Raw genomic sequence first — 26429 nt, 5'->3', positions numbered from 1 at the left:
ATGCGAAGAAAAACCATTTTCGCCGGACTTCTTGTTTTGTCGGCATTCTCACTTTCGTTTTCCCAGTCGAAACACTGGCAGAACAACGAGCGTGAACTGCATTACAAAGAAGACAAAGGCGATTTTTTATTGGTCAACGGAAAATACAGATTCAACCGTGCGTTGTACGGAGACAACCGTGCATCGAGAGTTGAAGCCGGAGATTTGCCGGAATTTGCGTTGTATCTTCCGGGAATGGGCGGCAATCTGCAGTTTGTTATTCAGAAAAGAAATTTGATTAAAAAATTAATTCAGGCTGATAAAATTGAAACCCGTTACCGACCGGGAACGATGCTGTATGAAATCAAAGACCCGATTCTTGGAACCGGAACTTTAAAACTAACTGTTTTGGCACAGGCTAAAGAAGAAGGTTTGGTTTTAAAAATGGAAACTGTCAATGTAGATTCGTCAACAAAAATCTATGCAGTTTTTGGCGGTGCGAGTGGAACGACTTTCAGCAGAAACGGAGACATTGGCGCAGACCCTGAATCCGGATTTTATCTGTTGCCGGAATATTGTCTGAACAATCAGTTTCAGTTGAATAAAAATCAGTTTCAGCTTAATTATTTAAGTAAGAAAAAAGAAAATCAAACGGTCAGCGGAAGTTTTTCAAGTGTTACATCATTGCAACAAACGGATGCTCAGACTTTAGAAAAACTTTCTGAGTTTACTCAAAATAAAACAGACAAATCTCCGATTGTTTACGCTTCCTATTCTTCTCAAAAGAATCCGATTTATATTCAAATTGCGAAAGGAAAATCAGCTAAAAACTTTTCTGATGCAGAATTAAAAAATATATTTAATGAAGCTGAAAAAGCTCGTTTAAAATTAACCAATAGAATTCTGTTAAAAACGCCGGATGCAGATTTGAATAATTTCGGAGCCAATTTAGCCGTTGCAGCCGACGGAATTTGGGAAAGCCCGACTTTCCTTCACGGTGCGGTTGCCTGGAGAATGCGGCTGAATGCCTGGCGTGGCGCTTACACAGCCGATGCGTTGAGCTGGCACGACAGAGCGAAAGAACATTTTGAAAGTTATGCCAATTCGCAGGTTTTGAAGCCCGATTTTGCACCCGTGGAAATGGATACGATGCGTCATCTTGCCCGACACGAAGAGAAAATGGGAACTTCTGTTTTTTCAAGCGGATACATTTCCAGAAATCCGAATGACAACACAAAACCGCATCATTACGATATGAATCTGGTGTTTTTTGACCAGATGTTTTCACATTTCAATTACACCGGCGACAAAGAATTTCTGAAAAAAATGTGGCCGACGATGGTTCGCCATATGGATTGGGAAAAAAGAAATTTCAAGCGCGGCGATTTGTACGATGCGTATGCTGCGATTTGGGCGAGCGATGCGCTGCAATATTCAGGTGGAAAAGTGACACATACTTCAGCGTATAACTACAGAGCCAACCGTGAAATGGCAAAACTGGCAAAAATTATTGGCGAAAATCCTCAGCCTTACGAACAGGAAGCTGATGCGATTTTAAAAGCAATGAAAAACCAACTTTGGATGAAAGACAAAGGCTATTTTGCTGAATACAAAGATGCTTTGGGCAATCAAATTGTTCACGACAAACCAGGAGTTTGGTCTATTTATCACGTTTCGGATGCGTTTATTTTAAATGAATTTGAGGATTATCAGAATTTACAATACATCAATAATCACACACCGAAAATTCCGATTACGGTAAAAGGTGCTGATAATAAAGACTATTTTACGTTAGCGACCACCAACTGGCAACCGTACGATTGGTCAATCAACAATGTCGCTTTGGCGGAAAATTTACAGACTGCTTTGGCGTATTGGCAGGCGGGAAGAAATGAAGACGCCTATCAACTTTGGAAAGGAAATCTTGTGGAATCGATGTATTACGGAATCAGTCCGGGGAATTTTGAACAGCTTTCCCATTACGATGCTTTTCGTGGAGAATTGTACCGTGATTTCGCTGACCCGATTGGCGTGGCTGCAAGAACTTTAACGGAAGGAATTTTCGGAGTTTATCCGAATTTACTGGAGAATAAAATCAGCATCAAACCGGGATTCCCGAAAGACTGGAATTTTGCCGAACTGAAACTTCCGGATTGGGAATATCAGTTTACCAAAACTTCAAAAAAGACTGAGTATTTATTTAAATCAAAATATCAAAATCCTGTGTCTTTGGAAATGCAGATTCCTGTGAATTATTCCAACATCAAATCGGTAAAAGTGAATGGTAAAAAAGTGGATTGGAAAATTAAACCCAATTCCATTCTGCAACCATTTGTTCAGTTTGAAACGCCAAAAGGAAAAGAGTTTAAAATTGAAATCAATTATTCCAGAGAAGAACTGAAAAATGAACAAACCGATTTCACCAATTATATTTCTGAAAGTCTTCAGTTGAATTTTGATTCAAAAAAGAAAATTAAAGATGTTCTTGACCCACAGGAATTGATTAAAACTAGAAATGGAAGTCAGTTTAATTTGATTCAGAAAGAAAGAAAAGGAACTTTCTTCGTACAAGTTGAACAAAACGGAACAAGTTGGTGGCAACCTGTGAATGTCGATATCCGTTTTCCTTTGGAAGCAAAATGGGTGAATAAAACACTTCAGATTCAATCAAAATCATCAAATCAAATTAATGGAAAACTGAATGTTAATGGTTTAAACAAAACTTTCAACATTCAAAAAAATCAAAATACATCAATTGAAATTCCTTCAAATTATTTAAGCAAAGGAACCAATTCAATCGTGCTTGATTACAACGGAATAAAACAAAATATTGAAATTACAGATTGGGAAATTGAAAACCAAGGTCAGTTTAACAATATCTCATTGGCATCAAAATACAATGAAAAAGTAACTGAAATTTTCAATCAGAAATACCTTTCACCGAGACTGGAAGTTCCGACTTTACAGCTTCCGTGGCAGGGAATCGGAAACTGGTGTTATCCGTTAATCACCGCGCAAATCGATGACAGCGGATTGATGAATAAAAGAAAAAACAATAAAGTTGAGTTTCTTGGAGTTCCATTTTTGATTGATAAAACAGATAAAAATATTGCGTTTGTGAGTCAGTGGGATAATTATTCTGATTCTCTCGAAATTCCGGTTTCAGGGAAAGGAAAGAAAATTTATTTTCTGATGGCGGGAACTACCAACCCGATGCAGTCGCAGATTGTGAATGGAAAAATTACGGTTCAGTATGTAGATGGTTCAACTTCAGAATTAAAGTTGAAAAATCCAACGAATTGGTGGCCGATTGAGCAGGATTTGTTTGATGATAATTTTGCGTTTGAAATTCCCGATGATAAAATTCCATACAGAGTAAAACTGAAAACGGGAGAATTATACAAAGGCGGAACTTTGAGCAAATATTCAAGCATCAAAGGATTTACAGACCGTCAGGTGGATGGTGGTTCTGCGACGATTTTGGATTTGCCAATTGATGCGAATAAAGAATTAAAATCGATAAAATTAACAGCCGTGAGCAATGATGTGGTGATTGGAATGATGAGTGCGACGGTTTTGAAATAAGAATTAATGCCACGAATGCACGAATTATAAGTATGTTTAAAAATGTGATATAAATAAAATGCAAGACTTCGACAAGCTCAGTCTGACAGCGCCAAACGCAATTAGTATTAGAATTGTCAGGCTGAGCCTGTCGAAGCCTCGTGGCTAAAAAAATAAATAAAATTAAAAAATGAAGAAAATTGCAATATATCTGAGTATTTTCTGCGTTGGATTTTCATCCTTAAACGCCCAGAAAATCGACAGAAAAAAGGTCGTTCAGCGACATAACATTGTCAACACCAAAGCCGATACGCTTTCGACTTTTACGGTTGGAAACGGAAAATTTGCTTACACGGTTGACATTACCGGAATGCAGTCGTTTCCTGAATATTACAAAAATGGTGTTTCTCTCGGAACGCAGTCTGAATGGGGCTGGAACAGTTTTCCGAATAAAGAAAATTACAAGTTTGAGGAGACTTTAAAACCTTATGATTTCAATAATGATGGTCGAAAAGCTTTGTACTCCGTTCAAATCAAAGAACCTGAAAGAAATAAAGGTGCTGTAGAATATTTCCGTGTGAATCAACACCGTTTACAATTGGGAAATATCGGGATTGAACTGACTAAAAAAGATGGTCAGAAAGCGAAAATTTCAGATTTAACCAACATCAATCAGAAGATTGATTTGTGGACGGGAATTATTACCAGCGAATTTTCTCTGGAAGGAACTCCGGTAAAGGTCTGGACGGCTTCTTTCCAAAATTCAGATAAAATCGGGGTGAAAATCGAATCTGATTTGGTGGCTAAAGGAAAGCTTAAAGTTTTTGCCAAATATCCGCATCCGTCAGGACAGTTTTTGGATGACGCGGCGTTTTACGGAAAAGAAAATGAGCATACTACGAAAATCATATCTTCAAAACCGATGCAAGGTTTGATTCAACACAAATTACAAAGTACAGATTATTACACTCAATTGAATTTTACGGAAGGAAAACTTCGTGAGGCAGGGAAACATTACTTCGTTTACGAGCCTTCGTCCAAAAACAAAACCGTGGAATTAAGTGTTGAGTTTTCAGCTAAAAGTCCGAAATCTAACAGAACTTTATTCGCTGATGCTGAAAAAGAAAGTACTTCAGGCTGGAAAAACTTCTGGGAAAGCGGTGCTGCTGTGGATTTTGAAGGAAGTACAGACCCGAGAGCCAATGAACTGGAAAGACGAGTTGTGTTGTCAGAATATTTAACGAAAGTTCAGTGCGGAGGCAGTAATCCGCCTCAGGAAACGGGTTTGACTTTCAACAGTTGGTACGGAAAACCGCATACAGAAATGCACTGGTGGCACGGCGTTCACTTTGCACTTTGGGGAAGACCGGAAATTTTGGAGAAGCAACTGGATTATTATTTCAGGTCGTTTGACAAAGCTAAAAAATTAGCCGAAAGACAAGGTTACAAAGGCGTTCGCTGGATTAAAATGTCGGATAATGAAGGCAATGAAAGTCCGTCTTCTGTTGCAGCATTTTTGATTTGGGAACAGCCACACATTATTTATATGACCGAACTTTTGTACCGAAACAGCAAGGACAAAAAGGTTCTGGAAAAATACAAAGATTTGATTTTTGCGACGGCTGATTTTATGGCAGATTTTGCAACGTATGATAAAGAAAAAAACCGTTACAATTTGGGTAAAGGTGTTATTCCAGCTCAGGAAGTTTTCCCTGCAAAAGATACGTATAACCCGACTTATGAAGTTGCGTATTGGGATTGGTCACTGAAAATTGCTCAGCAATGGAAAGAAAGATTAGGGCAACCAAGAGATAAAAAATGGGATGATGTCATCAATAAATTGGCTCCGCTTCCGGTTCAGGATGGTGTTTATTTATCAACTGAATCGGCAAAAGATTCATTCACATTTCCAAAATGGATGACCGACCACCCTGCTGTTTTGGGAGCATTGGGAATGGTTCCTGAGTCTCCGAAACTGGATAAAAAAATAATGAAAAACACGTTGGATATCGTTTGGGAAAGATGGAACTGGGAACACACCTGGGGCTGGGATTTCCCGATGACTGCAATGAACGCAGCAAGACTTGGACTTCCAAATAAAGCGTTGGACGCTTTATTTATGAACATTCAAACCAACACTTATCTTAAAAACGGACATAATTTCCAGGACAAAAGACTTAGAATTTATCTTCCAGGAAATGGTGGTGTTTTGACAACCGTTGCGATGATGTTGGAAGGTTGGGACGCTTCGACCGGCCAATATCCTGGTTTCCCGAAAGACGGAAGCTGGAAAATAAAAGCGGAAGGTTTTAAAAAGATGCCTTAAAAAATTTCACATTCATATAGTTTCTGAAGTCTGCTCTGAAAAGGGCAGGCTTTTTTTTTGAGAGGATTTTTGGGTTGGAGCGTTGGAGTGTTGGAGAGTTTTAGAGCAGTTTTTTTGAGGGGTTGAGTGTTTGAGTGAAAAGTGAAATATGCTAAATCTTTAGCCTTTTGAAAATCTTGAAGGCCGATATGGGAGTTTTTGATATTTAAATACTTTTTACAAGAAATCTATAAACTACTGATAATTAAGAGTTTTAAGCTATCACAGTGATTAAAAACATTCATCATTCCGTTACTTCAAATTTTTGTATCTTGTTTTCAGCTATTAATCGCTTTTGATTAATGCTTTTATTTTAACTGAACTTCGTTCCTATCTGTAAAATATCATGGCCGAAACATTAGAAATCAACATCAATGAAAACTCCAGAGTTCCGAAATACAAACAGATTGTAGATTCTATTCTGAACGGAATTGATGGTGGACAAATAAAAATCGGAGAAAAAATTCCTTCAATCAATGAGCTCAGCGAATCCTGCTTTCTCTCCCGGGATACTGTGGAAAAAGCCTACAAAGAGCTTCGCAAAAGGCAGATCATTGAATCTGTGAAAGGAAAAGGCTACTACATTTCCCGAATCAACAAGAACGATATCATCAATATTTTCTTTCTGATCAACAAACCGAGCACCTATAAAATGATGATTTACAATTATTTCGTCAATGCAATCGGTACCAAAGGCAATGTTGAAATGTACATCTACCACTGCGACGAAACGCTTTTCATCAATGCTTTAAAGAAAAACCTTGGTGGATTTGATTACTACGTTGTGATGCCCCATTTCCGTGATGAACAGTCGAAACATACGAGTTCTACGCAGGAAGTTTTGGATATTATCGAACAGATTCCGAAGAATAAACTTTTACTTTTAGATAACACAAAACCTAATATTTCCGGTGAATACGGATCTATTTTTCAGGATTTTGAGCACGATATTTATGAAGCTTTAAAGGAAGGTTTAGATAAAATAAAAAATTACGAAAAGATCATTCTGGTCTATCCCGACAAGTCGATTCATCCCTACCCTTTCCGTATTGTACGTGGATTTGAGCAGTTTTGCAGAGATTTTAAATTAGACTACGAAATTCTGGATGAAATCTATCCCGACATGGAACTGCAGGACAAAGATATTTTCATCACCATCCGCGAACGTGATTTGGTGAATTTAGTTAAACAAATCCGTCAGAAAAATCTGAAATTAGGCGAAGACATCGGAATTATTTCCTACAACGAAACGCCTTTGAAGGAATTGCTGGGAATTACCGTGATTACAACGGATTTTAAAGCGATGGGAGAATCTGCCGCGTATATGATTCTGAAAAATAAGAGGGAGCAGGTGAATAATGTTTTTAAATTTATTCAGAGAGAGTCATTGTAAAAAGATGGATGCTGGAAGATGGAAGATGGGAGTTTCTCGGCATCGAATTTTATCTTATTTTAATAAAATTCCGTAACACTTACTTTTACTAAAAGGGGTGATTAAATATACAATCAAAATTTAATTTATAATGATTAAAAAATTCATCTTCGCTGTAAGTTTTCTTATGGTGATTGCAGTTTCAGCACAAAAAAGCAACGATGTAAAATCTGTAACGGATGCAGCAGAAAAACTGAGATTAGCAATGATCAGCGGCGAAAAGTCTGCTTTGGAAACACTGATCGTTCCGGAACTTACTTACGGGCATTCGGGAGGTCATATCGATGATGCGAAAGAGTTTGTAGAAAAACTGGTCAGCAAAAAATCAGATTTTTTAACGATTGATATTTCTAATCAAAACATACAGATTGTTGGTAATACAGCCATTGTCCGTCATCATTTTTATGCAACGACTGCTGACTTGGGGAAAGCTCAAGGTGATGTGACTTTGGATATTTTGCTGGTTTGGACAAAGGTGAAAAAGGATTGGAAATTGCTGGCAAGGCAGGCGGTGAAGGCAAAGTAATTTTAAGAGCCAAGGAAAAAGGTAAAAGAGCCAAGTTCAAATAAAGTTTAATGAAAAACTATACAACAGAAAGATATCAAATTACTATTTTTTCCGAACCAACTTTTATGGAAAATTCTGCTGACAACATCAATAACTATGATTTGGTTTATTTTGACAAATCAGAATATGTATTGCCAACAGTTTTTGGAATAAAAATTTTCAACATAAATAAGTTATTAAAAAGTGCAGTCATTGGTTCTGTAGGAGGAGGAACAGGTATTCACGAAACTTCGACAATAGTTGAAGATGACAGATTGCTGATCTGTTCTTCAGACTCGATTTTTTGTCTATCTATTCCCGAATTAAGTCTGTTATGGAAAACGAAAGCTGATCAAGCAACTTGTTTCGAAATTTTCAAACACAAAGATGATTATATTGTTCATGGCGAACTTGAGATTTCACGACTTGACAAAAACGGAAATATTGTCTGGCAACAAGGAGGAAGAGACATCTTCACAACATTGGATGGCAAAGACGACTTCGCAATAACTGATGAATATATTCTGGCAACCGATTGGGAAAATAGAAAATATAAATTTGATTTTAATGGAAAAATTATTCTTTAAAAATTTAAAGTTAACTAAAGTTTATAGATAATTCTTTTCCGCATCTACCGCCACAAAAATAAAATCCTTAGCCTTCCCATTCTCTTTTTCAGGAGTAATCTTGAAAATTTTCTTATCCATTTCTCCGATATATTTGAATTCACCTGTTCTGGGATTATACCACCAGCATTTTTTCTTCTTTCCGGTGATTTTGGACAAATCAATCTCCATATTTCTTCCGCTGTAGTTGTAGACCAATAAATAATCATTTCCGCGGGTAGCAATGAGTTTTTTATAACGTTCGCCAGCGTTTCCTTTGATGATACTTTGGTCGGGAATTCTTTCGAAATAAGGAAATTTCAGCATCAGACTTTTTAAATGTTGCATCTGAACAAAACCAGAATCTTCAAGACAATCATACCAAGGGCGGTTCGCTCCATAAGCCGGAGACAAACCCGGTCGGTAAAACTGCATAATGGAATTGTGTCCGTACGTATGCCCAAAAGAACCAGCAAACACAGACCAATACGCATATCGTCTTACATCATGATCTTTCCATCGTGGTTCGCTGGCATCATGCAGTCCCTGCGGAATATCTTCGTAAGACGGTTCGCCATCGATAATGGGTTTTAAAGGTTTTTTGGAAAGCGCTTTGTCCACATACCTCCAGTTGTCTTCTTCGGTATCGCCAATTTTCTTTGCTTCGCCGTCACCTTTTCGCTGTCCATATCTTCTGTGACCGCTTTGAAATATATTGAAATCTAACCAATCAGCATCATTAAACCAATCAACGGAACTTGTAGCACCAAAAGGATGATACGTCATCAGATGGTTTTTATCAACTGATTTTATGCTGTTGGCAAGAGCTTCCCAAACTTCTGTTTTGATATCGCCTCTCAAATCGCCACCGATAAACCAGATGATATTTGGAGAATCTTTATACCGTTCAGCCAGAAACTTACCGTAACTTTTTGCTTCTTCCACATTCATTTTTCCGCTTTTTACCAAGCCACCCCAAATGCAGACCATGCCAATGTAAATTCCGTTTTTCTCGGCAGTTTTTACAATATAATCCATGTGATCCCAGTATCCATAAACTCCTTTCTGATTGATGTTTGTGAAATCAAAACCATCAATCATCGAAGGTTGCCCATATTTATTGTAAGCGGGAACTGCATTGATGGTTTGTACCTGAACAACATTGTACCCGTTTTTTGCGCATTGGCTTAGATAAAAATCAACTTCATCACGATCTGTTCGTTCCGGAAGCAACCAACCGGTTTCTCCTAACCAGAAAAATGGTTTTCCGTTTTTGTGCTGTAAATATCTGTTGTTAGAGCTGACTTGCAAAGCTCCATTTGACCATGGTAATTCCTGTTTTTTGTTTTGAGAAAAGGTAAAAGCAGAATAAATAATGAGGAGAAATATGAGGAATTTTTTCATGAGAGTAATTTGGTTTTTAATTGATCTTTTTTGATTATCTTTTGTTTTCATGATGCGACTTTACCACAAAGAACACTAAGCATTTCACTAAGCACACAAGGCTGGTGAACCTTGTGAAAAATCTTTGTGTTCCTTGTGGTAAAAAAAACGCATTCAATAATTTTTCAAACATTACAAAACTCTTTTTAACGCAAAGATTATTTTTGATGTTGCATATTTGTAAGAGAACTAAGGCAAATAAGATTTACTTCGCAAAGCTTGAAAATATTCTTTGAATGTTGATTAAAAATAGTATTATAAAACAAAAAATACAATTCATCGAACTGTATTTTTTATTTCAATTTTTATGAAAGATCATTTGATTAAAAGCAAAACTAAAAAACTTCCAGCATCCCGCTTCCATCTTCCCGCTTCACCTACTTCACCCTAAAATTCTGCAACTCCTCCGGCGTATCACAACAAACCTGCTCCATCACCTGTCTGAACTGCATTTTCAGCATTTCAATAATATGATCGCCACCTTTGTCACCTAAAGCTCCAACGGCATACATAAAAGTTCTTCCCATGAAGGTAAATTCTGCGCCACAGCTCAATGCACGGGCAACATCCGGACCAGTTCTTACGCCGCTGTCCATCATGATTTTTATCTGACCTTTGTATTTTTCGCTGATATCTTTTACCACTGCAATCGTAGATTCGCCGGCATCCAACTGTCTTCCGCCGTGGTTGGAGATGATCATTCCGTCGAAACCTAAACGGACTGCTTCTGCTGCATCTTCGTCGGAAGCAACGCCTTTGATGACCAGTTTTCCTTTCCATTTATCACGGATGGCTTTGATTCTGTCTGAATTTAATCTCCCTGAAAAAGTAGAATTCATAAACTGTCCCAATTGTTTCACGTTCATGTTTTTATCCATGTATTTTTCCATGGTTTTGAAACTTGGAACGCCGTGTTTCAAAATTTCAAGGCACCATTCCGGTCTTGCCAAGGCTTGAGACACATTTCTGAAATTCAGTTGTGGCGGCATTGCCAAACCGTTTCTGATCTCTTTTGCTCTGTATCCGAAAGTCGGAACATCAGATAATACACATAAAACATCATAACCTGAAGCTTCACAACGGTCGAGAATATCGTCACGCAACCATTCTTCTTTCGGATGGTACAGTTGATACCACGCTTTTCCTTCCGTCAGTTCTGCAATTCTTTCGATACTGCTCGTCGTTACCGTACTTAAAATGAAAGGAATATTATGCTTAAAAGCTGCTTTTGCTAAAATTTCCGGAGCATTCGGCCACATCAATCCTTGCAAACCAACGGGAGAAATTCCGAATGGTGCAGAATATTTTACACCGAATAATTCCGTTTCCATATTGGCTTCCGTGTAATTGTTGTTCAGATATTGCGGACGAAGCAGAACATCGCGCAATTCACTTGTATTTCTGTCGCGGTTGATATTTTCATTACAGCCGCCATCCAGATATTCAAAAGCGAAACGGGGCATTTTTTTCTGTGCTCTTTCGATTAATAATTCAAGCGAAGCATATTTTGTATCAAATGGAAATGCCATAAATGTTGGGTGTTTGATGTTGGGTGATGGATGTTTGATGTTTGATGTTTGATGTTGAAAACTTAATGTTTATCAATATTCATTTAACTTCCAGCATCAGACTTCCAGCTTCCAGCAGATTTTAATAATTTAAAATTAAAGGTTGAAGCACTTTCATCTGATAATGCTGCTGTAAAAAAGTTTCGTCTATTTTTTTGTTTGAAATCACCATCGATGCTCCCAAAGCCGAGCCCAGCGGAGAATGCGTAGACATCACGTTGTAATGCTGGAAATGGTGAGACATCAGTTTCATAAAGACATCATTGTCTGTAAAACCTCCATCAATATAAATATTTTTAATTTCTGAATTTCCGATGGCGTTGGTAATGGTATGAATTTGTAAATCCATCAACTCAATCATCAATTGATGATAGGCTTCTTCAAAGGTTTCGAATGAATTTAAATCTGTTGCGGTAATCATTTTTCGTTTTAAAATAATCCCTTCAAAACGGAAATAGATGTTTTTATTTTTCATTAAACGCAAATACAATTCCTGATCGAACTGCACTTCTCGGTGGAAACCGTATTCTTTTCCGTAGTAAGCACACAGTTTTTCAACCTGAATTTTGTATTCATTCCCCATGAAAAAACGGGATGCTTTCACACGTTTTCCATCGATTCTCATGTAATTCAGACAGTTATTTTCAATGTCTTCATCCGTTAAACTTTCGTCGTTGAATGGATTTAATGAAATACTCCACGTTCCGGTTGAAAGCAATAAAAACGGTTCTTTTTTACTTAAAATATAGGGTAAAAGCGCTGAAGAACTGTCGTGAATTCCAACGCCGATTTTAATTTTTTTGTTTCTGTAAGAGGTGTTGATGCTCGCAGAAGTCGGAACAATTGGTCCTAATAAAGCATCGATTCCTTCTTCATAAACCCAGTCGTGGTAGTCTGCTTTGTCATAATCCCAAAGATTGGTATGACAACCGATTGAGGTAAATTCCGAAACACAGATTCCTGTAAATAAATACGATAAATACTGAGGTAAGTGAAGGCTGTAACGGATTTTTCTGAAAACTTCCGGATGTTTGTATTTTAACCAGAACAACTGCAGTCCGGAATTCAGCATTCCCGTCTGAGGAGATGCAGTTTCGCGGGCAATTTTCAGTTTGCTGCCGTGTTTTTCGTAAAATAAATCAAGAATATCCTGATCCATCGGTTTGGTGTAGTTGTACAAAGGTGTCAGCACATTTCCTTTCTGATCGAGGTGCACAAAACTTGCTCCGTAAGTAGAAAAATTGATGGCTTTTACTTCGTAATTTTCATCATCCAAAATGGCGTTGAAATTATCTTTGATCCAGTTTTGTAATGCCGGAAGATCTTCTGTAGGATAACCGTCTTCGTCAGTCGTCAACGGTAATTCTGTATATTCCCGAACAACTTCTTTATAATTTTTATCAAACAGAAAGAATTTTTTATTGGTTTTTCCAATATCAAATACGATGGTTACCTTTTTTTTGGACATTCCTGAGATGAATTTAATGATTTATTATAAATGGGAATTAGTTTTTTCAAAATGTGATTTAGAATCCTTTTATTTAACGCAAAGAGCGCAAAGATTTTTTTAACTTTTCCTGCATATTCTTTGTTCGTCCCGAAGTTTCGGGATTCTATTCAGCAAAGAAATACAAACGTTTGTATGTTGAAATCTTTATTTCAATTAAAAATTTTAGCAAATTTTAAATTTCAAAAACCATTAAGAAGTGTTTAGAGAATAGAACCTAAACACTCTTAACGGTAATAATTAAGGATACATATAATTAAACTTTCGATTGCACCTGAAAGTAATTATTAAAATTAAAAATGGTTCTTACAATCCTGTTGCTTTTGCCCAGCCTCTTTCAGAAATCAAGGTTTCTCTTACCTTTAAACTTCTGTAAGCTGCGATTGGGTCTAAAGCCGCACCAGTCTGCAGTCTTGCCGCTTTCAATAACGGACGGACGTCTGTTCTGTACGCATTCTGCAAAATATCCTGAGCTGCAACAACGTCGTTATTTAACTGTGCTTCTTTTAAAGCTTTCTGATCCACCAAAAGTGCCTGAGCATAAGCAATTAAAATCGCTTCCAGAGACTGCAATAAGTCTTCCAAAGGATCTTTGATGTTGTGACTGGCGTCGATCATCCAGGCCGGATAAGGATTATTTTTATTATTCTCCATTCCGTACACCAATTCGTTGAAGATCAGGAATAAAGCATAAGGTTTGATAGAACCTACAGTCAAGTCATCATCGCCATACTTGCTGTCGTTGAAGTGGAAACCACCCAATTTCCCTTTGTACATCAAGGTTGCAACGATTTGTTCGATATTCGTGTTTGGTAAATGGTGACCCAAATCGACCAACGTGAAAGCTCTTTCTCCACAAGCGTTGGCCAGCATGAAAGAAGTTCCCCAATCCTGAATGGTTGTTGAGTAGAAATTCGGTTCGTAAGGTTTGTATTCGATAAATAATTTCCAGTCTTCCGGCATTCCTGCGTAGATTTCTTTTAAACTTTTCTCAGTATTTGATAAAGCGGTCTGGAAATTTAACTGTCCAGGAAAACTAGCTCCGTCAGCCAACCAAACGGTCAAGCTTTTTGAATCCAATTCTTTCCCGATTCTGATTACTTCTTTGTTGTGTTCAACTGCGTAGGCTCTTGAATCTTCGTTTACAGAATTTAAAGAACCAAATTTGTACGAATGTTTTGCATCCGGCTGATCCTGAAATGTGTTTGAATTCATTGCATCAAAGATCAATCCGTGAGACGCTGCACTTTCTTTCAAAGCACTTACGTCACTTGGAATATCCCATGGAATGTGTAATGAAACGGCTCCCGCTGAATGAGTAAGTGCGTGAAGCAAACCAACATCATCTAATTTCTGCTCCAGAACAGCAGGTTCGCCACCGTAAGAAAATCTTCCGAAACGCGTTCCACCTGCACCTAAAGCCCAGCTTGGAATTGCCACCTGAAAATCGGCGATTTTGTTAACGATTTCAGCAACGTTTGAACCTGATTTTGTTAATTTATCTGATAAATATGCGAAGTCTGAATTAAAGTTTTCGACTTCGTTTTTGTTGTGTTGTTCAATGATATCTTTTCCTATAATCATACGTTAATTTATTTTACCACAAAAGTCACAAAAGATTTTTATTCTTAAAGCTAAAGTATTACTCTTTAAAGTCCAAATAAGCAGGCGCATATTTATAAACCAATTTCCGCTATTCTTTTTTGATCTTCTCAAAATTCGAATAATATCTCTAATAAACTTTTGTGACTTTTGTGGTTAGATTTATTTATTATCTTGGGAAAGCATTAGCCATTCCGCCATCTACATTGATGATGTTTCCTGTGCTTTTATCTAAAATCGCAACACATGCGAACACTCCGTTGGCGATGTCTTCCGGCAAAATAATTTCGTTCAACAGGTTTCTTTTTGCGTAGAATGCAGGTAATTCTTCAACGGTGATTCCGTTTGCTTTCGCACGACCTTCTGCCCATGAACCTTCCCAAATCTTGCTTCCAACAATTACACCGTCAGGATTCACAACATTCACACGGATTTTATCTGCTGCCAATTCTGCTGCCAATAATCTTGTCATGTGCTGTTGCGCTGCTTTTGCTGTTCCGTATGCTACGTTGTTTGGTCCGGCAACCAAGCCATTTTTACTTGCAATGTTTACGATGTCGCCACCCAGGCCTTGCTTTTTCATGATTTCAGTTCCGGTTTTTGCAATTAAGAACTGACCTTTAACTAAAACATTTTCAAGCAGATCCCAATCTTTCAAAGTAGTATCTTCCAATGATTTAGAAATAGCCAAACCTGCAGAATGAACTAAAATATCCACACCACCGAAAGCTAAAATTGTCTGTTTGAAAGCTTCTCTGATTCCTTCTTCGCTTGTAACATCGCACTGAACGGCGATTGCCTGATCTTTGCTGTATTTTGCAGTAACAGATTCTGCAGCTTCTTTATTTAAGTCTGTGAAAACCACTACTGCACCTTCCTGAACCATTTTGTCTGCGATAGCCTGTCCGATTCCGCCGCCGGCTCCGGTTACGATTGCAATTTTTCTTGACAGTGGCTTTTCTTTTGGCATTCTCTGAAGTTTAGCCTCTTCCAACAACCAGTATTCGATGTCGAAAGCCTCCTGTCTTGGCAATGAAGTGTATGAAGTAATAGCTTCTGCACCACGCATTACGTTGATCGCGTTTACATAGAATTCGTTGGCAACACGTGTGGTCTGCTTATCTTTTGAGAAACTGAACATTCCAACTCCCGGATAAATGATGATTACCGGATTCGGGTCACGCATTGCAGGGCTGTTTGGATGCTTGCAGGTTTCGTAATATTCTTTGTATTCCTGTCTGTACTGCTCGAAAAGAGGATTTAATTTCTCTAAAATCGCTTTAGAGTCAGACAAATCTTCGTTTTTATCTAAAGTCAAAACCAACGGCTGAATTTTAGTTCTTAAGAAGTGATCCGGACAAGAAGTTCCCATTGGAGCGAGTCTTTCCAAATCATTGCTGTTGATGAATTCCAAAACAACTTCGCTGTCTGTAAAATGACCTACCATTCTGTTTTCAGAAGAAGCCAGACCTCTTAACAATGGCATGATCTGAGCAGCTTTGTTTTTACGTTCGTCAGCCGGTAGAGATTCTACTTTCTGTCCGCCAAAAACTTCTCCGTTTTCTGCGATTTTTTTAGCTATAAATTCAGAAGCCATTTCGATCACTTCCAAACTGTTCATGTAAGATTCGTAAGAAGTATCACCCCAGGTGAATAATCCGTGGCTTCCTAAAACGATTCCTCTGATCCCGGGGTTATCTGCAAGACATTTTTCCAGCTGTAATCCTAAATCGAAACCAGGTCTCTGCCATGGAACCCATCCCATTGTATCTCCCCAAATTTCTTTGGTAACGGCTTCGCTGTCTTTAGCTGCAGCCACTGCGATAAGTGCATCCGGGTGAAGGTGATCGATATGTTTGAATGGAAGTAAACCATGTAAAGGCGTATCAATAGAAGGTGCTTTGCTTTCAAGATCGAAGATACAGTGGTCGAATAAACCAACCATTCTGTCTTCGTCTGCAAGACCTCCGTAAACATTTTTCAGATTTCTTAATCTTTCCGTATATAATCCGGCGATTCCTTTTCTTGTTAAAGTTCCGATGTCTCCACCTGAACCTTTTACCCACATTACCTCAACATCTTCGTTAGTCAGCGGGTCTTTTTCGATGGTTTTGCAACTTGTGTTACCACCACCATAATTGGTAATTCTAAGGTCTGCTCCTAATATGTTTGAACGGTACAAGAACAAAGCCACCTGATCGTCTCCGAAAGATGCTGCTTTTTCTTCATCCCATAAATAATCTACGTATTTAAATGTTTTTACGTTTTCCATTTGTTTTCTTTTTGTTTCTGAATTTTACCCAAATTTAGATTGTTATCTAATTTACAGCATCCCGCACTATACTGCTAAATGCTTCTTTTAGAAAATAATTAACATTTAATTTAAAATCAGATTAAATGCTAATTACAAATTGATTGAGTGATTGATAATTAATATTTTGTGATTGAGCTGATAGAAATTTAAACAGGAAATAAAAATTAAAGCATTTTTAAAGTTATTTCGAAAGATTTAAAGTCATTATTGCCGTTCTGTCACTTAAAAAAGGTGAGCTATCGCTCTATGATCGGTATATGCTTCCTTTATGCTTTGCTTATGGTCGCCGAGAGTGAGAAGATGTGAAGCATGACATTTTGACAAAATATTAAACACTTGAATTAATATTAAAATCCTGAAAAATAAAAAGCAGCCAAAGCGATAACTTGTTTATGGCATAAGGCTGCTTTTAATTGCTTATTTTATAATGTTTAAAACTGTTTAGTAACCAGGTAACTGCGTTAAGTTCGGGTTATCAATCATTGGGTGACCGGCAGACTGATTTGCAAATGGCAACAATTCCGTTTTATTCGGTACGAAACCATAGAATAAACCATCACCACCACCCTGAATCCAGTTTGGATAGGTGCCTCCGTTTTCAGCTGATCCTGTTGGTTTTGTATAGATGATGTTACCAATCTGTAAAGTATTCACTGCTCCTGAACTGAACCCTACTGTTCTTCTTGCATTGGCATTAAATGTACTTGTATACGCCTGGAACATGTTTGCCGGATACCAAAGATCTGTAGCTACTGTAGTCTGTCCGTTAGCAGTTGCAATATTTCTGAGTGTTGTCTGATAAGCTGCATACCCCGCTGAAGTTGTTGGAATTGCTGAAGCTGCAGCAATCTGAGAAGGATTTGTAAGGTCTATATAAGTTATTGCCAGGAAAGGATCTCCGTAAGCCTGAGCATCTTTACGATATTTATAAAGACGGATTGCCGGTGTATTTGCGTAAGGACCGGTTTTGTCTGAAAGGTTTTTCATTGCCTGTCTTGTTGCCAGAATTTCGCTTTCCAGTTTGTTCATTCTGATTAGATCAGTACGCAATGTAAACTCGCCTGCAAATTCCCACTTACGCTCCTGAAGAAGTGCCTGATCATAAGCTGCCTGGCTTGTTGGAATTGGCATTGAACCAATACCTGCACGGTTTCTTACTAACTGCAAAGCTGCGTTTCCTGCCGCCGTAGGACCATTATTAAGATAATTCTGAGTTTCTGCAAACATCAACAATACATCTGAATATCTGATCAACGGAACATTTAAGTTTCTTGAATCTGCTGCCTGCGGTGCTACACACCAGGATATTCTGAATTTACCCGGCATAATACACGAAAATGTAGTTCCTACATCTACCCATGTATCACTGGCTGCACCTGCATTGAGAAAATAAATACTGTATGCGGTACAGGAAACATCTCTACGTGTATCTCCTGCTGCAAAAGACAGATAGTAAGTTGGCAACATAAACTGCAGTGCTTTACGTGATCCAAAAACTCCACCTCGGGATCCAGGGTGTGCATAGACACCGAATCCACCATTTGTATTAGGACCAAACTGGGCAATCTGCCACATAACTTCCTGATTTAGGGTACTTAAATTTCTCTGGCAGAAATTAAACCAAAGACTTTCGAAACCACTTTTTCCTCCTGAAGCCTGCATCAACGAGTTCTGACCTCCATTGATTACAGCCAAACAGGCATCGTTTGCAATCTGATACAGCTGCTGAACTCTGGCATTATCGGGACGGCGGGACATTGTTCCCGGTGTAGACGTGTTTAAAGGCCAACGAAGAGAATATCCACCTGCATATAGTGCGATTCTTGCTAAAAGAGCATTAGCAGCCGGTCTTGTTAATCTTTCAGTTGTAGGAAAACCAGCCTGTCCCAATGTCGGCATGGTTGCAATAGATTCCTGAAGATCTGCGATGATGCGGTCATAGATTTCGTCACGTGAAGCACGTTTAGGGTATAAAGTGTTTGGATCGTTAGGATCCTGCTCTTCAAGGGGAGTCCAAATCGCAGGAACATCTCCGTAAACTCTTATCAGATTGTAGTAACAGTATGCACGGATTGCTTTCGCCTCAGCAATTAAAGCATCGCGTTTCGCACTCGGCTCCATCCCGCCTATTTTACTGATTGCGATATTAGTTCTTTCAATTGACTGATACATTGCTGAATAGATACCTGTAAGGGTATTAGGAATAAATGCATCGTACTGATAGTTGGCAATGTTATATTTAGAGTTGTTTGTAGAGCCATCTTCACTTGAGTGCGTTACTGTATCACCAGCACCTAACTGATAATACATTTCAGTAGGTACCAACCCGCGGTAGCATCCCTGTACAAACATATCTGCAGTAAGAAGACTTTCGAAAACGCTTTCGGTATCAACAGAATTATATGCAGGCTGCTCTAAGAAATCTTCGCTGCATGAGTTGGTAATCTGAGTGGAAATCACCAAAGCAGGGATGATAACCAGACTTTTAATAAAAGTATATTTTTTCATGACTTTTTAATTTTAATAATTAGAACGTTAAATTTATTCCAAGAACGTAGCTTCTTGATCTTGGATAAGCAGAACCGTCATACCCTGGTGTAACTGCTACACCACTTGCAGCCGATACTTCCGGATCAAATCCTGAGTATCCTGTAATGGTAGCTAAGTTATTCAAAGTACAGTAAATACGTGCATTCGTTAATCCCACATGTTTAATAAATTCTTTTTCTAAACTGTAGCCTAATGTCACCTGTGCAATTCTTAAATAAGAACCATCTTCCACATAGTAAGATGAAGGATAGGTTATGTTTTGAGAATTAACCTGACTTAAACTCCATGTACGATCACCTTCATTAGGATTCAGCTCCTTTAATCTAGCAATATTATTGGTAATCTGACCTGTATTAGGATCAATTAAACGGTAGTAATTACTTCCAAATTCAGCAGGTATATTTTGATTTAAAGCATACGGACTTAAACTGTGTTTTGTAGCATTATAAATATCACCACCAACACTGAATTTCATGAATATGCCAAGGTCAAAACCTTTGTATGAGAAGTTATTTTGCATACCCCCGAAGAAATCTGGAGTACCATTCCCTATTTTCTGCATTTTTCTGGTGAACTGATCACCCTTCTCATTATCTGCAGCAAATTTCATATCTCCCGGTTTTGCAGTTCCTGTTGCAGGTTTTACCACACCCGGTTTAAGTGCACCAAATGTTCCGTCGGTATTCTGAAGGAAGTCGTCTGTGGTATACACTCCCTGATAAACGTAGCCATACATATCTCCCAACTGTTCTCCCACTGTGGCGTAATACGTAACGGTTCCCGTTCTGTTTCCTCCAACACCGAATGTTCTGGTGTTTTGGTTCTGCTCAAGAGAAAGAACTTTAGATTTGTTTGAAGAGATATTAAAATCTGTTGACCATCTGAAACCTTCAGTTTTAAAGTTGATGGTATTTAAAGTAAATTCCATCCCCTGATTGGTCATTGACCCGATGTTCTGAAACTGTCTTGAATATCCTGAAGAAACAGGAAGTAGACTGTTCAGAAGCATTCCGCTTACTTTATTGTCGTACAATTCGGCTGTTAACCTTATTCGGTTGTTAAACATTGCCAAATCCATCCCTAAGTTGCTGTTCTGAGATTCTTCCCAGATCAGATTGGCATTTCCTAAGTTGGTCCCAGGTACATAAGCCGGATTTCCCGGTGTGTTGTTTATTGGATAATCTGTCTGCACTACATTGGTTACAAATAAATTACTTCCGATATCGTTATTTCCGGTAACCCCATATTCATATCTGAATTTCAGGTCGTTGATCACATTAGCAATTTTGGAATCCTGCCAGAAACCTTCCTGAGAAACTCTCCATGCCGCTGCAAATGATGGGAATAGTCCCCATTTCTTATTCGGTCCGAATTTAGAAGATCCGTCATAACGAAGTGTACCTGTTAACAAATACCTGTCATCATAGTTATAATTTACTCTTCCGAAATAAGATAATAAACTGTTTGGAGTAGATCTTCCTGCCGATTTATCCTGCACGGTTGCATTATTGATATCATCCAATCCGAAATTCGGAACAGGGAATTTGATTAATCTCATGCTGTTGCTTTCAGATGCTGAATAAACCACTTCCTGACCAGCCAAAGCATTGATTTTGTGGTTCTCACCCAAAGTAGTGTTATAAGTAACGGTATTTGTAATCTGGTATCTGTAAGATTCACTGTTACCGATACTTCCGTTAATACCGGTATTTACCGGATCTGTAAGATAGGCTCTTGAGTTTTCATCTGAGAATGACTGAGATTTGCTGTTGCTGAACTGATATTGTCCCGCAGTTCTGAAGGTGAAGTTTTTAAGGAAATCAACTTCTAATCCAAGATTGGCAACAAATGCTCTTGAGCGACTGTTTTGGGTAGACGCTCTGGTTTCTACGAAAGGATTTTCTGTATCATACCCTGAATCTAAACTTGTATAATCCGGGAACGTCTGTGTATTGAAGAGCTGATCATCATTAAATAAAGTACCTCCCGTTATCGGCTGAAGAAGAATTTTTTTCATGCCGCTGTAAGCACCTCCACCATTGGTAGAATTAGACGTAAACATTGAACTGAAATCTACTCTTAAACCTTTCTTTAATTCAGAAGTAATGTTGGCTCTTAAGGAGTTTCTTGTTTCGCTGAAGTTTTGTAATAAACCGTCCTGCTTGTTGTAATTGTAACTAACAAAAGCCTGAGTTTTTTCGTTTCCTGTAGAGAAGTTAACGTTTTGGTTTTGAGTCATCCCCGTTCCTCCAAGCATTTTTTCCTGCCAGTCTAACGCTCCTGCATTGGCGTAACGGTTTGAAATTCTGTTGAATGCACCCGTATAAAATCCAGGTGTATCTAATCCCAAACCATTATCATAAACCGCACTCCATGCAGTCATTTTATTCTGAAGCTGAGCAAATTCATATTGATATTTTACAAACTGCTCCGCATTACTCATCATATCAAGTCTTTTCGAAAGCATGTCGAACATGATGAAAGAGTTGTAGTTAATAACCGTTCTTCCTTTTTTACCGGTTTTCGTTTTAATTACGATGATACCGTTGGAACCACGTGCACCGTAGATTGCGATAGCCGACGGACCCTTCAAAATATCAATACTTTCGATATCATTTGGGTTGATCACATTCAAAGCATTATCAAGCTGGAAACCATCTACAATATATAACGGACTCGTTCCCTGTGTAATAGAAGCACCTCCACGAATCGTTACATTGGCACCTGCACCGGGAGCACCGCCTGCGGTGACGATATTCAAACCTGCCGCTCTACCCTGCAAAGCCTGTAAAGCATTCATAGCCGGAGTCGCTGCCAGCTCTTTTGCAGAAACTGAAGCTACCGAGCCTGTAAGGTCAGATTTTTTTACTTTGCCATAACCTATTACTACAACTTCCTCAATGTCTTTGGTAGTGCCCTGCTTTACAGTATCATTCACTGTCTGCTGACCAAACATAAAACCTGTAGCCAACAAGAAGAGTGGCGCCATGAGTGGCTTAAAATTCCTGTGTTTAACTTTGATAGACATATATTAATTTTTATTTACATTGAATTATGTTTGAAAAGTACATTCTTACAAATGTTTTAGCATCCTGCCATATCCTGCATTATAAAATTCATAATTTTTCTTAATAATTTATATATTATTCTATTTAAAAATGAATTTATTATTAATTTAATCATTAAATAGTAAGAATTATTTAAATTTATAAAATCCATTACTCGAATGATATTTATCATGTTTTCTTCTGAACATTTTCAAATACTGGCACAAGACTTGATAAAAAAGGCAACCAAAATAATTTAGTTGCCTCTCAATAGCTAATTTGAACTCTAAAATTATATTAACTGAATATGAAATTTCCGCTTGTATTTTGAATTTATCTTAAATAAAAAACTTCCTGTAAATCTACACTTCTCGGGGAATTGTCTTCGTTGGTTTCCATTAAATCTTTCATGTAATTCCACCACTTCTGCATTATTGGCTGCAATGGAATGTTTTGATATTTGGTTTCATCCTCACATTCTAAAACACCAAATAAAACATTTGTTTCTGCATCCAAAAAGATTGAATAATTTGAAACCCCTGCATCTTTGAGCAAATTTTTAATTTCTGGCCAGGTTTCCTCATGACGTTTTCTGTACTCAGCTTCAGCACCTTTATTGAGGAACATTTTAAATGCTTTCCTCGCCATTATCTTATTGAATTTCCGTATCCTACAATCAATATAGAAATAAACAGTACAATCATTCCCAATGAAATGGTAGTGATTGTTTTTTTAGATACGCCTTTCCATTCCTTAATAATTACACCCCAAAGATTCGCAATTAAAATGATGAATGCCATGTGCAAAATCCACGAACTCGGGCCGTTACCCATTTTACTTTCGCCCATTCCGTAGAAGAAAAACTGTAAAAACCACATCGTTCCTGCCAAAGCACAGAAGATGATATTTTTTGCAACAGGAACACTTTTTTTGGTATAATCTGAATATGATTTATTTTTAAACGAAAGATAAAGACAACCAATAAGATTCGACAACATACCGCCCCAAAGAACGACAACATACGTCACATTATTCTGGAAAAGAAACTCTCCCTGATTCGGATTAGCCAATTTCCATGCTTCATTAGCGACGCTTGCCATTGGTTTTCCCGCCTCCAAACCAAAATTGAAACACGCACTTAAAACTCCCGAAATAATCGCAACGATTAATCCTAAACCAAATTTATATTCCGTCTTCACTTCCATTCCGTGAGGATCGACGGCATCTGTCTGAAGTTCTTTGTCTTTCATCACACCCGCTTTTCCGCTGATGATGATTCCGACAACGCAAACCAAAAGTCCTAAAAGAACCATTTTCCCCCAATCGCTGGAAAACATCAAACCAATATTGTCTTTTCCTGCTTCAGGATTAAATTCATAATAAATGGAAGGCAGAAGCGAACCGATTACCATCGTCAGTCCTAACATAATGCTGCTTCCGAGTGCAACGCCTAAATAACGCACACCCAAACCGTACATGAAACCTCCGATGCCCCAAAGTGCACCAAACAGAAATGTAAATCCTATAATGGACGAACTTTCATTCTGAATGATTTCCCAGAAATTCGGAATTGTAAGATATGCTGCCAAAGGCGGAACAATAATCCACGAAAATACGCCCCCGATCAACCAAAAAGTTTCCCATTGCCATCCTTTTACTTTTTTGTACGGCATATAAAAACTGCCCGAAGCAAAGCCTCCGAGGAAATGAAATAGTACTCCTAATAATGCGTTCATAATTTTTCTGATTGATTGAATTTGAAAATTAGCAATATGCACACAACTTCGCATCTTGTGGTGTCATGCATGCTGAATTGGCAAAGATATTTTTTTCCCGCAGATTCACCCAGACTTATCTTTTAGATGTTTTTTAAGATTATGGTTAAAATTTGCGTTCATATTCTTCCCGCAGATTTACGCCGATTTCTGCGCAGATTTTTGCGGATCTTTTTTTTAGTTTGTATGGAAAAATTAACTCTGAAATTTGTAATTTTAATAAAAAACAGCGATGAACGAAAATGATATTTCCTACGAAATCCGAGGGTGTATTTTTACTGTGTACAACAAATTAGGACCAGGATTGCTGGAGTCTGCATACGAAGCTGCTTTAGCTTATGAACTTAAAAAGAAAAACCTGCAAATTTCCACTCAGATTGGCTTACCGATGATCTACGAAAGCATAAAAATGGACATCGGCTATCGTCTCGATATCCTAGTGGAAAACAAAGTAATTATCGAAATAAAATCTGTTGAAAATTTACTTGATGTGCATCATAAACAGTTGATTACCTACCTAAAATTATCCGGTTTAAAACTAGGATTGCTCGTCAACTTCAATTCCAGTGATATCTCACAGACCATTTTCAGAAAAGTAAACGGACTGTAATTTCAGCTTATTGAATTACTTCATTACCAATTTACATTCAAAAAAATCTGCGAAAATCCGCGCTCAACATCTGCGAAAATCTGCGGGAAAATCCTAGAATTAAAAAAACAGAGCGACAAAAACTGTCGCTCTATTAACTTATTTGGCATAATAAATTATTTCAATTTATAAACCTCACTTCCCGCAAGCAGGAAACATCCCAATCCATAATCTTCAAAATCGGGAACTTTATCTACAGCTAAAGGCTGACCGTCTTTCGGCTCTTTTCCTGTTCCCTGAACCCAGCCCAAAAATCCATTCGGCTGAACTGAATCTTTTACCATTGCGTTCCAGGCTTTAACCAAAACAGGCAGATAAGTAGCTCTGTCAATTAATCCGTTATTCACTCCGTACGCCATTCCGTAGACGAAAAGTGCAGTTCCTGTTGTTTCTTTTCCACCGAAATTGGTCGGATCATGCAAACTGACATTCCAGAAACCATCTTCTCTTTGGATGGGAAGTAACGCCGCCAACATATCTTTATAATCCTGAAGATATTCTTTGTAATGAGGATCAGATTTCGGAGTATCCTGTAAAGTCTTCGCCAACGCAGCAACTACCCAGCCGTTTCCACGGCTCCAATAGCAATCTTCGCCATTAGGTTCTTTGTAAGGCGGTACAAAATCCTTGTCTCTCCACCAGATTTTATCGGCCTGATTGTACAATCCGTTTCCGCCGTGTTTATACTTTGTGTAGGCATACATTTCGTAATTTCTGTCGAAATACTTCTGCTCGCCTGTAATTCTCCCTAATTTAGTGAAAATCGGCATCGACATTTGAAGGGCATCGATCCACCACCAGTCATCTACTTTCTTGGTCGCAATCATGCTGTCCATCGCAGCTTTTACATTTTTGATTCTTTCAGGATGTTTTCTTCCGTCGATTTCGTACAGGTCAAGATAGGTTTGTCCGCAAGCCTGATGGTCAGCATTTCTGGTATAAGTTCCACGCTGTAAATTCCAGTTGTGGTTGTTGGCCCATGACATTGCGTAGTCGTAATATTCTTTTTGAGGATCTACCGAATGTAGCGCCATCAAACCTTCATAATAAACCGCTCTCGTCCAGAGATTACTTGGCCATACTTTTTTGCCGACGATGTCTTTTTTGGTATCCGGCCACTTGTTCATGAAGTACTGATTTGCCCTTCTTGAAACTTCCAAAACCTCCTTCTTGTTTGGAATTTCTACCTTGCCTGCTGCAGTATTTTTCTGTACCGAGCATGAGGTTAAACCTCCGATGATCAGTGCAAAAAAACCTGTTGTTAATAGCTTTTTCATAAGTATATATTTATTTTTTTATCGTTGATTTTCTATGAAATATTGTTTTCTATTTTATACTTCGTAACCCAAATTTCTAAGATATTTCTCTTTTCCCCATCCCTTCTTCGACAGGCTCAGGATGACATAGGTGGAAAAACATCCTGAAAATTTCATCGAAATTAACTCCCTTTAGGGTCGGGGAAATTAATTTTGATGAAATTCA

16 protein-coding genes are annotated in these 26429 nt (G+C 38.1%); 6 read left to right on the top strand and 10 right to left on the bottom strand.

The window, feature by feature from the left end:
• The 5 genes from NG809_RS12415 to NG809_RS12395 all read left to right on the top strand — a co-directional run bounded on the left by NG809_RS12415 (position 1) and on the right by NG809_RS12395 (position 8474).
• Complete coding sequence (locus NG809_RS12415; protein WP_262151083.1) at positions 1–3564, top strand: DUF4450 domain-containing protein; 3564 nt, start codon at positions 1–3, stop codon at positions 3562–3564.
• Between the two features lie 169 nt (positions 3565–3733).
• Complete coding sequence (locus NG809_RS12410; protein ID WP_262151081.1) at positions 3734–5869, top strand: hypothetical protein; 2136 nt, start codon at positions 3734–3736, stop codon at positions 5867–5869.
• 385 nt (positions 5870–6254) lie between these two features.
• The gene (locus NG809_RS12405) at positions 6255–7301 is read left to right on the top strand and encodes a GntR family transcriptional regulator (RefSeq protein WP_262151080.1); all 1047 of its coding nucleotides are present in this window, start codon (positions 6255–6257) and stop codon (positions 7299–7301) included.
• Positions 7302–7431: 130 nt separating this feature from the next.
• A complete protein-coding gene (locus tag NG809_RS12400) occupies positions 7432–7866 on the top strand; it encodes a nuclear transport factor 2 family protein (protein ID WP_262151077.1) in 435 nt (144 codons plus the stop codon).
• A 50-nt stretch (positions 7867–7916) separates the two neighbouring features.
• A complete protein-coding gene (locus NG809_RS12395) occupies positions 7917–8474 on the top strand; it encodes a hypothetical protein (protein ID WP_262151075.1) in 558 nt (185 codons plus the stop codon).
• 21 nt (positions 8475–8495) lie between these two features.
• Here the strand turns inward: NG809_RS12395 and NG809_RS12390 are convergent, their stop codons facing one another.
• From NG809_RS12390 to rhaT, 9 genes are all read right to left on the bottom strand, one after another.
• Positions 8496–9896 (bottom strand): glycoside hydrolase family 140 protein, encoded by a 1401-nt coding sequence (locus tag NG809_RS12390; RefSeq protein WP_262151073.1) that lies wholly within the window; start codon positions 9894–9896, stop codon positions 8496–8498.
• Between the two features lie 416 nt (positions 9897–10312).
• Positions 10313–11464 (bottom strand): alpha-hydroxy acid oxidase, encoded by a 1152-nt coding sequence (locus NG809_RS12385; protein WP_262151070.1) that lies wholly within the window; start codon positions 11462–11464, stop codon positions 10313–10315.
• A 121-nt stretch (positions 11465–11585) separates the two neighbouring features.
• Entirely contained in the window at positions 11586–12971 is a 1386-nt protein-coding gene (locus NG809_RS12380; protein ID WP_262151068.1) for an FGGY-family carbohydrate kinase, read from the bottom strand.
• Positions 12972–13316: 345 nt separating this feature from the next.
• Entirely contained in the window at positions 13317–14594 is a 1278-nt protein-coding gene (locus tag NG809_RS12375; RefSeq protein ID WP_262151066.1) for a TIM barrel protein, read from the bottom strand.
• 187 nt (positions 14595–14781) lie between these two features.
• Positions 14782–16884, bottom strand: coding sequence for a bifunctional aldolase/short-chain dehydrogenase (locus NG809_RS12370; RefSeq protein ID WP_262151065.1), 2103 nt, complete (start codon positions 16882–16884; stop codon positions 14782–14784).
• Positions 16885–17367: 483 nt separating this feature from the next.
• The gene (locus NG809_RS12365; RefSeq protein WP_262151063.1) at positions 17368–19434 is read right to left on the bottom strand and encodes a RagB/SusD family nutrient uptake outer membrane protein; all 2067 of its coding nucleotides are present in this window, start codon (positions 19432–19434) and stop codon (positions 17368–17370) included.
• A 19-nt stretch (positions 19435–19453) separates the two neighbouring features.
• Positions 19454–22504 carry a SusC/RagA family TonB-linked outer membrane protein gene (locus NG809_RS12360; RefSeq protein ID WP_262151061.1) on the bottom strand — a complete coding sequence of 1017 codons (3051 nt, stop codon included), beginning with the start codon at positions 22502–22504 and terminating at the stop codon, positions 19454–19456.
• 352 nt (positions 22505–22856) lie between these two features.
• Positions 22857–23171, bottom strand: coding sequence for an L-rhamnose mutarotase (gene rhaM, locus NG809_RS12355; protein ID WP_262151059.1), 315 nt, complete (start codon positions 23169–23171; stop codon positions 22857–22859).
• The gene (rhaT, locus tag NG809_RS12350; RefSeq protein WP_262151056.1) at positions 23171–24259 is read right to left on the bottom strand and encodes an L-rhamnose/proton symporter RhaT; all 1089 of its coding nucleotides are present in this window, start codon (positions 24257–24259) and stop codon (positions 23171–23173) included. Before rhaT ends, rhaM begins: the two co-directional genes overlap by 1 nt.
• 271 nt (positions 24260–24530) lie before the next feature.
• Here rhaT and NG809_RS12345 point away from each other — a divergent pair, with 271 nt between their 5' ends.
• Positions 24531–24908, top strand: coding sequence for a GxxExxY protein (locus tag NG809_RS12345; protein ID WP_262151054.1), 378 nt, complete (start codon positions 24531–24533; stop codon positions 24906–24908).
• 155 nt (positions 24909–25063) lie between these two features.
• On the opposite strand, the gene NG809_RS12340 is transcribed toward NG809_RS12345, so the two are convergent.
• Positions 25064–26224: a glycoside hydrolase family 88/105 protein gene (locus NG809_RS12340; RefSeq protein WP_262151053.1), complete on the bottom strand. Its 1161-nt coding sequence runs from the start codon at positions 26222–26224 to the stop codon at positions 25064–25066.
• Positions 26225–26429: the final 205 nt, after the last annotated feature.

The sequence above is a fragment of the Chryseobacterium foetidum genome (assembly GCF_025457425.1).
In the GTDB taxonomy this organism is placed as follows: Bacteria; Bacteroidota; Bacteroidia; order Flavobacteriales; family Weeksellaceae; genus Chryseobacterium; species Chryseobacterium foetidum.
Note: the sequence above shows the minus strand (reverse complement) of the source record. Positions and strands in the feature narration are given on the sequence as shown.

Excerpts from the sequence above, each read along its gene's own strand:
- NG809_RS12415 (WP_262151083.1), top strand. The coding sequence starts at position 1 with ATGCGAAGAAAAACCATTTTCGCCGGACTTCTTGTTTTGTCGGCATTC.
- NG809_RS12410 (WP_262151081.1), top strand. The coding sequence starts at position 3,734 with ATGAAGAAAATTGCAATATATCTGAGTATTTTCTGCGTTGGATTTTCA.
- NG809_RS12405 (WP_262151080.1), top strand. The coding sequence starts at position 6,255 with ATGGCCGAAACATTAGAAATCAACATCAATGAAAACTCCAGAGTTCCG.
- NG809_RS12400 (WP_262151077.1), top strand. The coding sequence starts at position 7,432 with ATGATTAAAAAATTCATCTTCGCTGTAAGTTTTCTTATGGTGATTGCA.
- NG809_RS12395 (WP_262151075.1), top strand. The coding sequence starts at position 7,917 with ATGAAAAACTATACAACAGAAAGATATCAAATTACTATTTTTTCCGAA.
- NG809_RS12390 (WP_262151073.1), bottom strand. The coding sequence starts at position 9,896 with ATGAAAAAATTCCTCATATTTCTCCTCATTATTTATTCTGCTTTTACC.
- NG809_RS12385 (WP_262151070.1), bottom strand. The coding sequence starts at position 11,464 with ATGGCATTTCCATTTGATACAAAATATGCTTCGCTTGAATTATTAATC.
- NG809_RS12380 (WP_262151068.1), bottom strand. The coding sequence starts at position 12,971 with ATGTCCAAAAAAAAGGTAACCATCGTATTTGATATTGGAAAAACCAAT.
- NG809_RS12375 (WP_262151066.1), bottom strand. The coding sequence starts at position 14,594 with ATGATTATAGGAAAAGATATCATTGAACAACACAACAAAAACGAAGTC.
- NG809_RS12370 (WP_262151065.1), bottom strand. The coding sequence starts at position 16,884 with ATGGAAAACGTAAAAACATTTAAATACGTAGATTATTTATGGGATGAA.
- NG809_RS12365 (WP_262151063.1), bottom strand. The coding sequence starts at position 19,434 with ATGAAAAAATATACTTTTATTAAAAGTCTGGTTATCATCCCTGCTTTG.
- NG809_RS12360 (WP_262151061.1), bottom strand. The coding sequence starts at position 22,504 with ATGTCTATCAAAGTTAAACACAGGAATTTTAAGCCACTCATGGCGCCA.
- rhaM (WP_262151059.1), bottom strand. The coding sequence starts at position 23,171 with ATGGCGAGGAAAGCATTTAAAATGTTCCTCAATAAAGGTGCTGAAGCT.
- rhaT (WP_262151056.1), bottom strand. The coding sequence starts at position 24,259 with ATGAACGCATTATTAGGAGTACTATTTCATTTCCTCGGAGGCTTTGCT.
- NG809_RS12345 (WP_262151054.1), top strand. The coding sequence starts at position 24,531 with ATGAACGAAAATGATATTTCCTACGAAATCCGAGGGTGTATTTTTACT.
- NG809_RS12340 (WP_262151053.1), bottom strand. The coding sequence starts at position 26,224 with ATGAAAAAGCTATTAACAACAGGTTTTTTTGCACTGATCATCGGAGGT.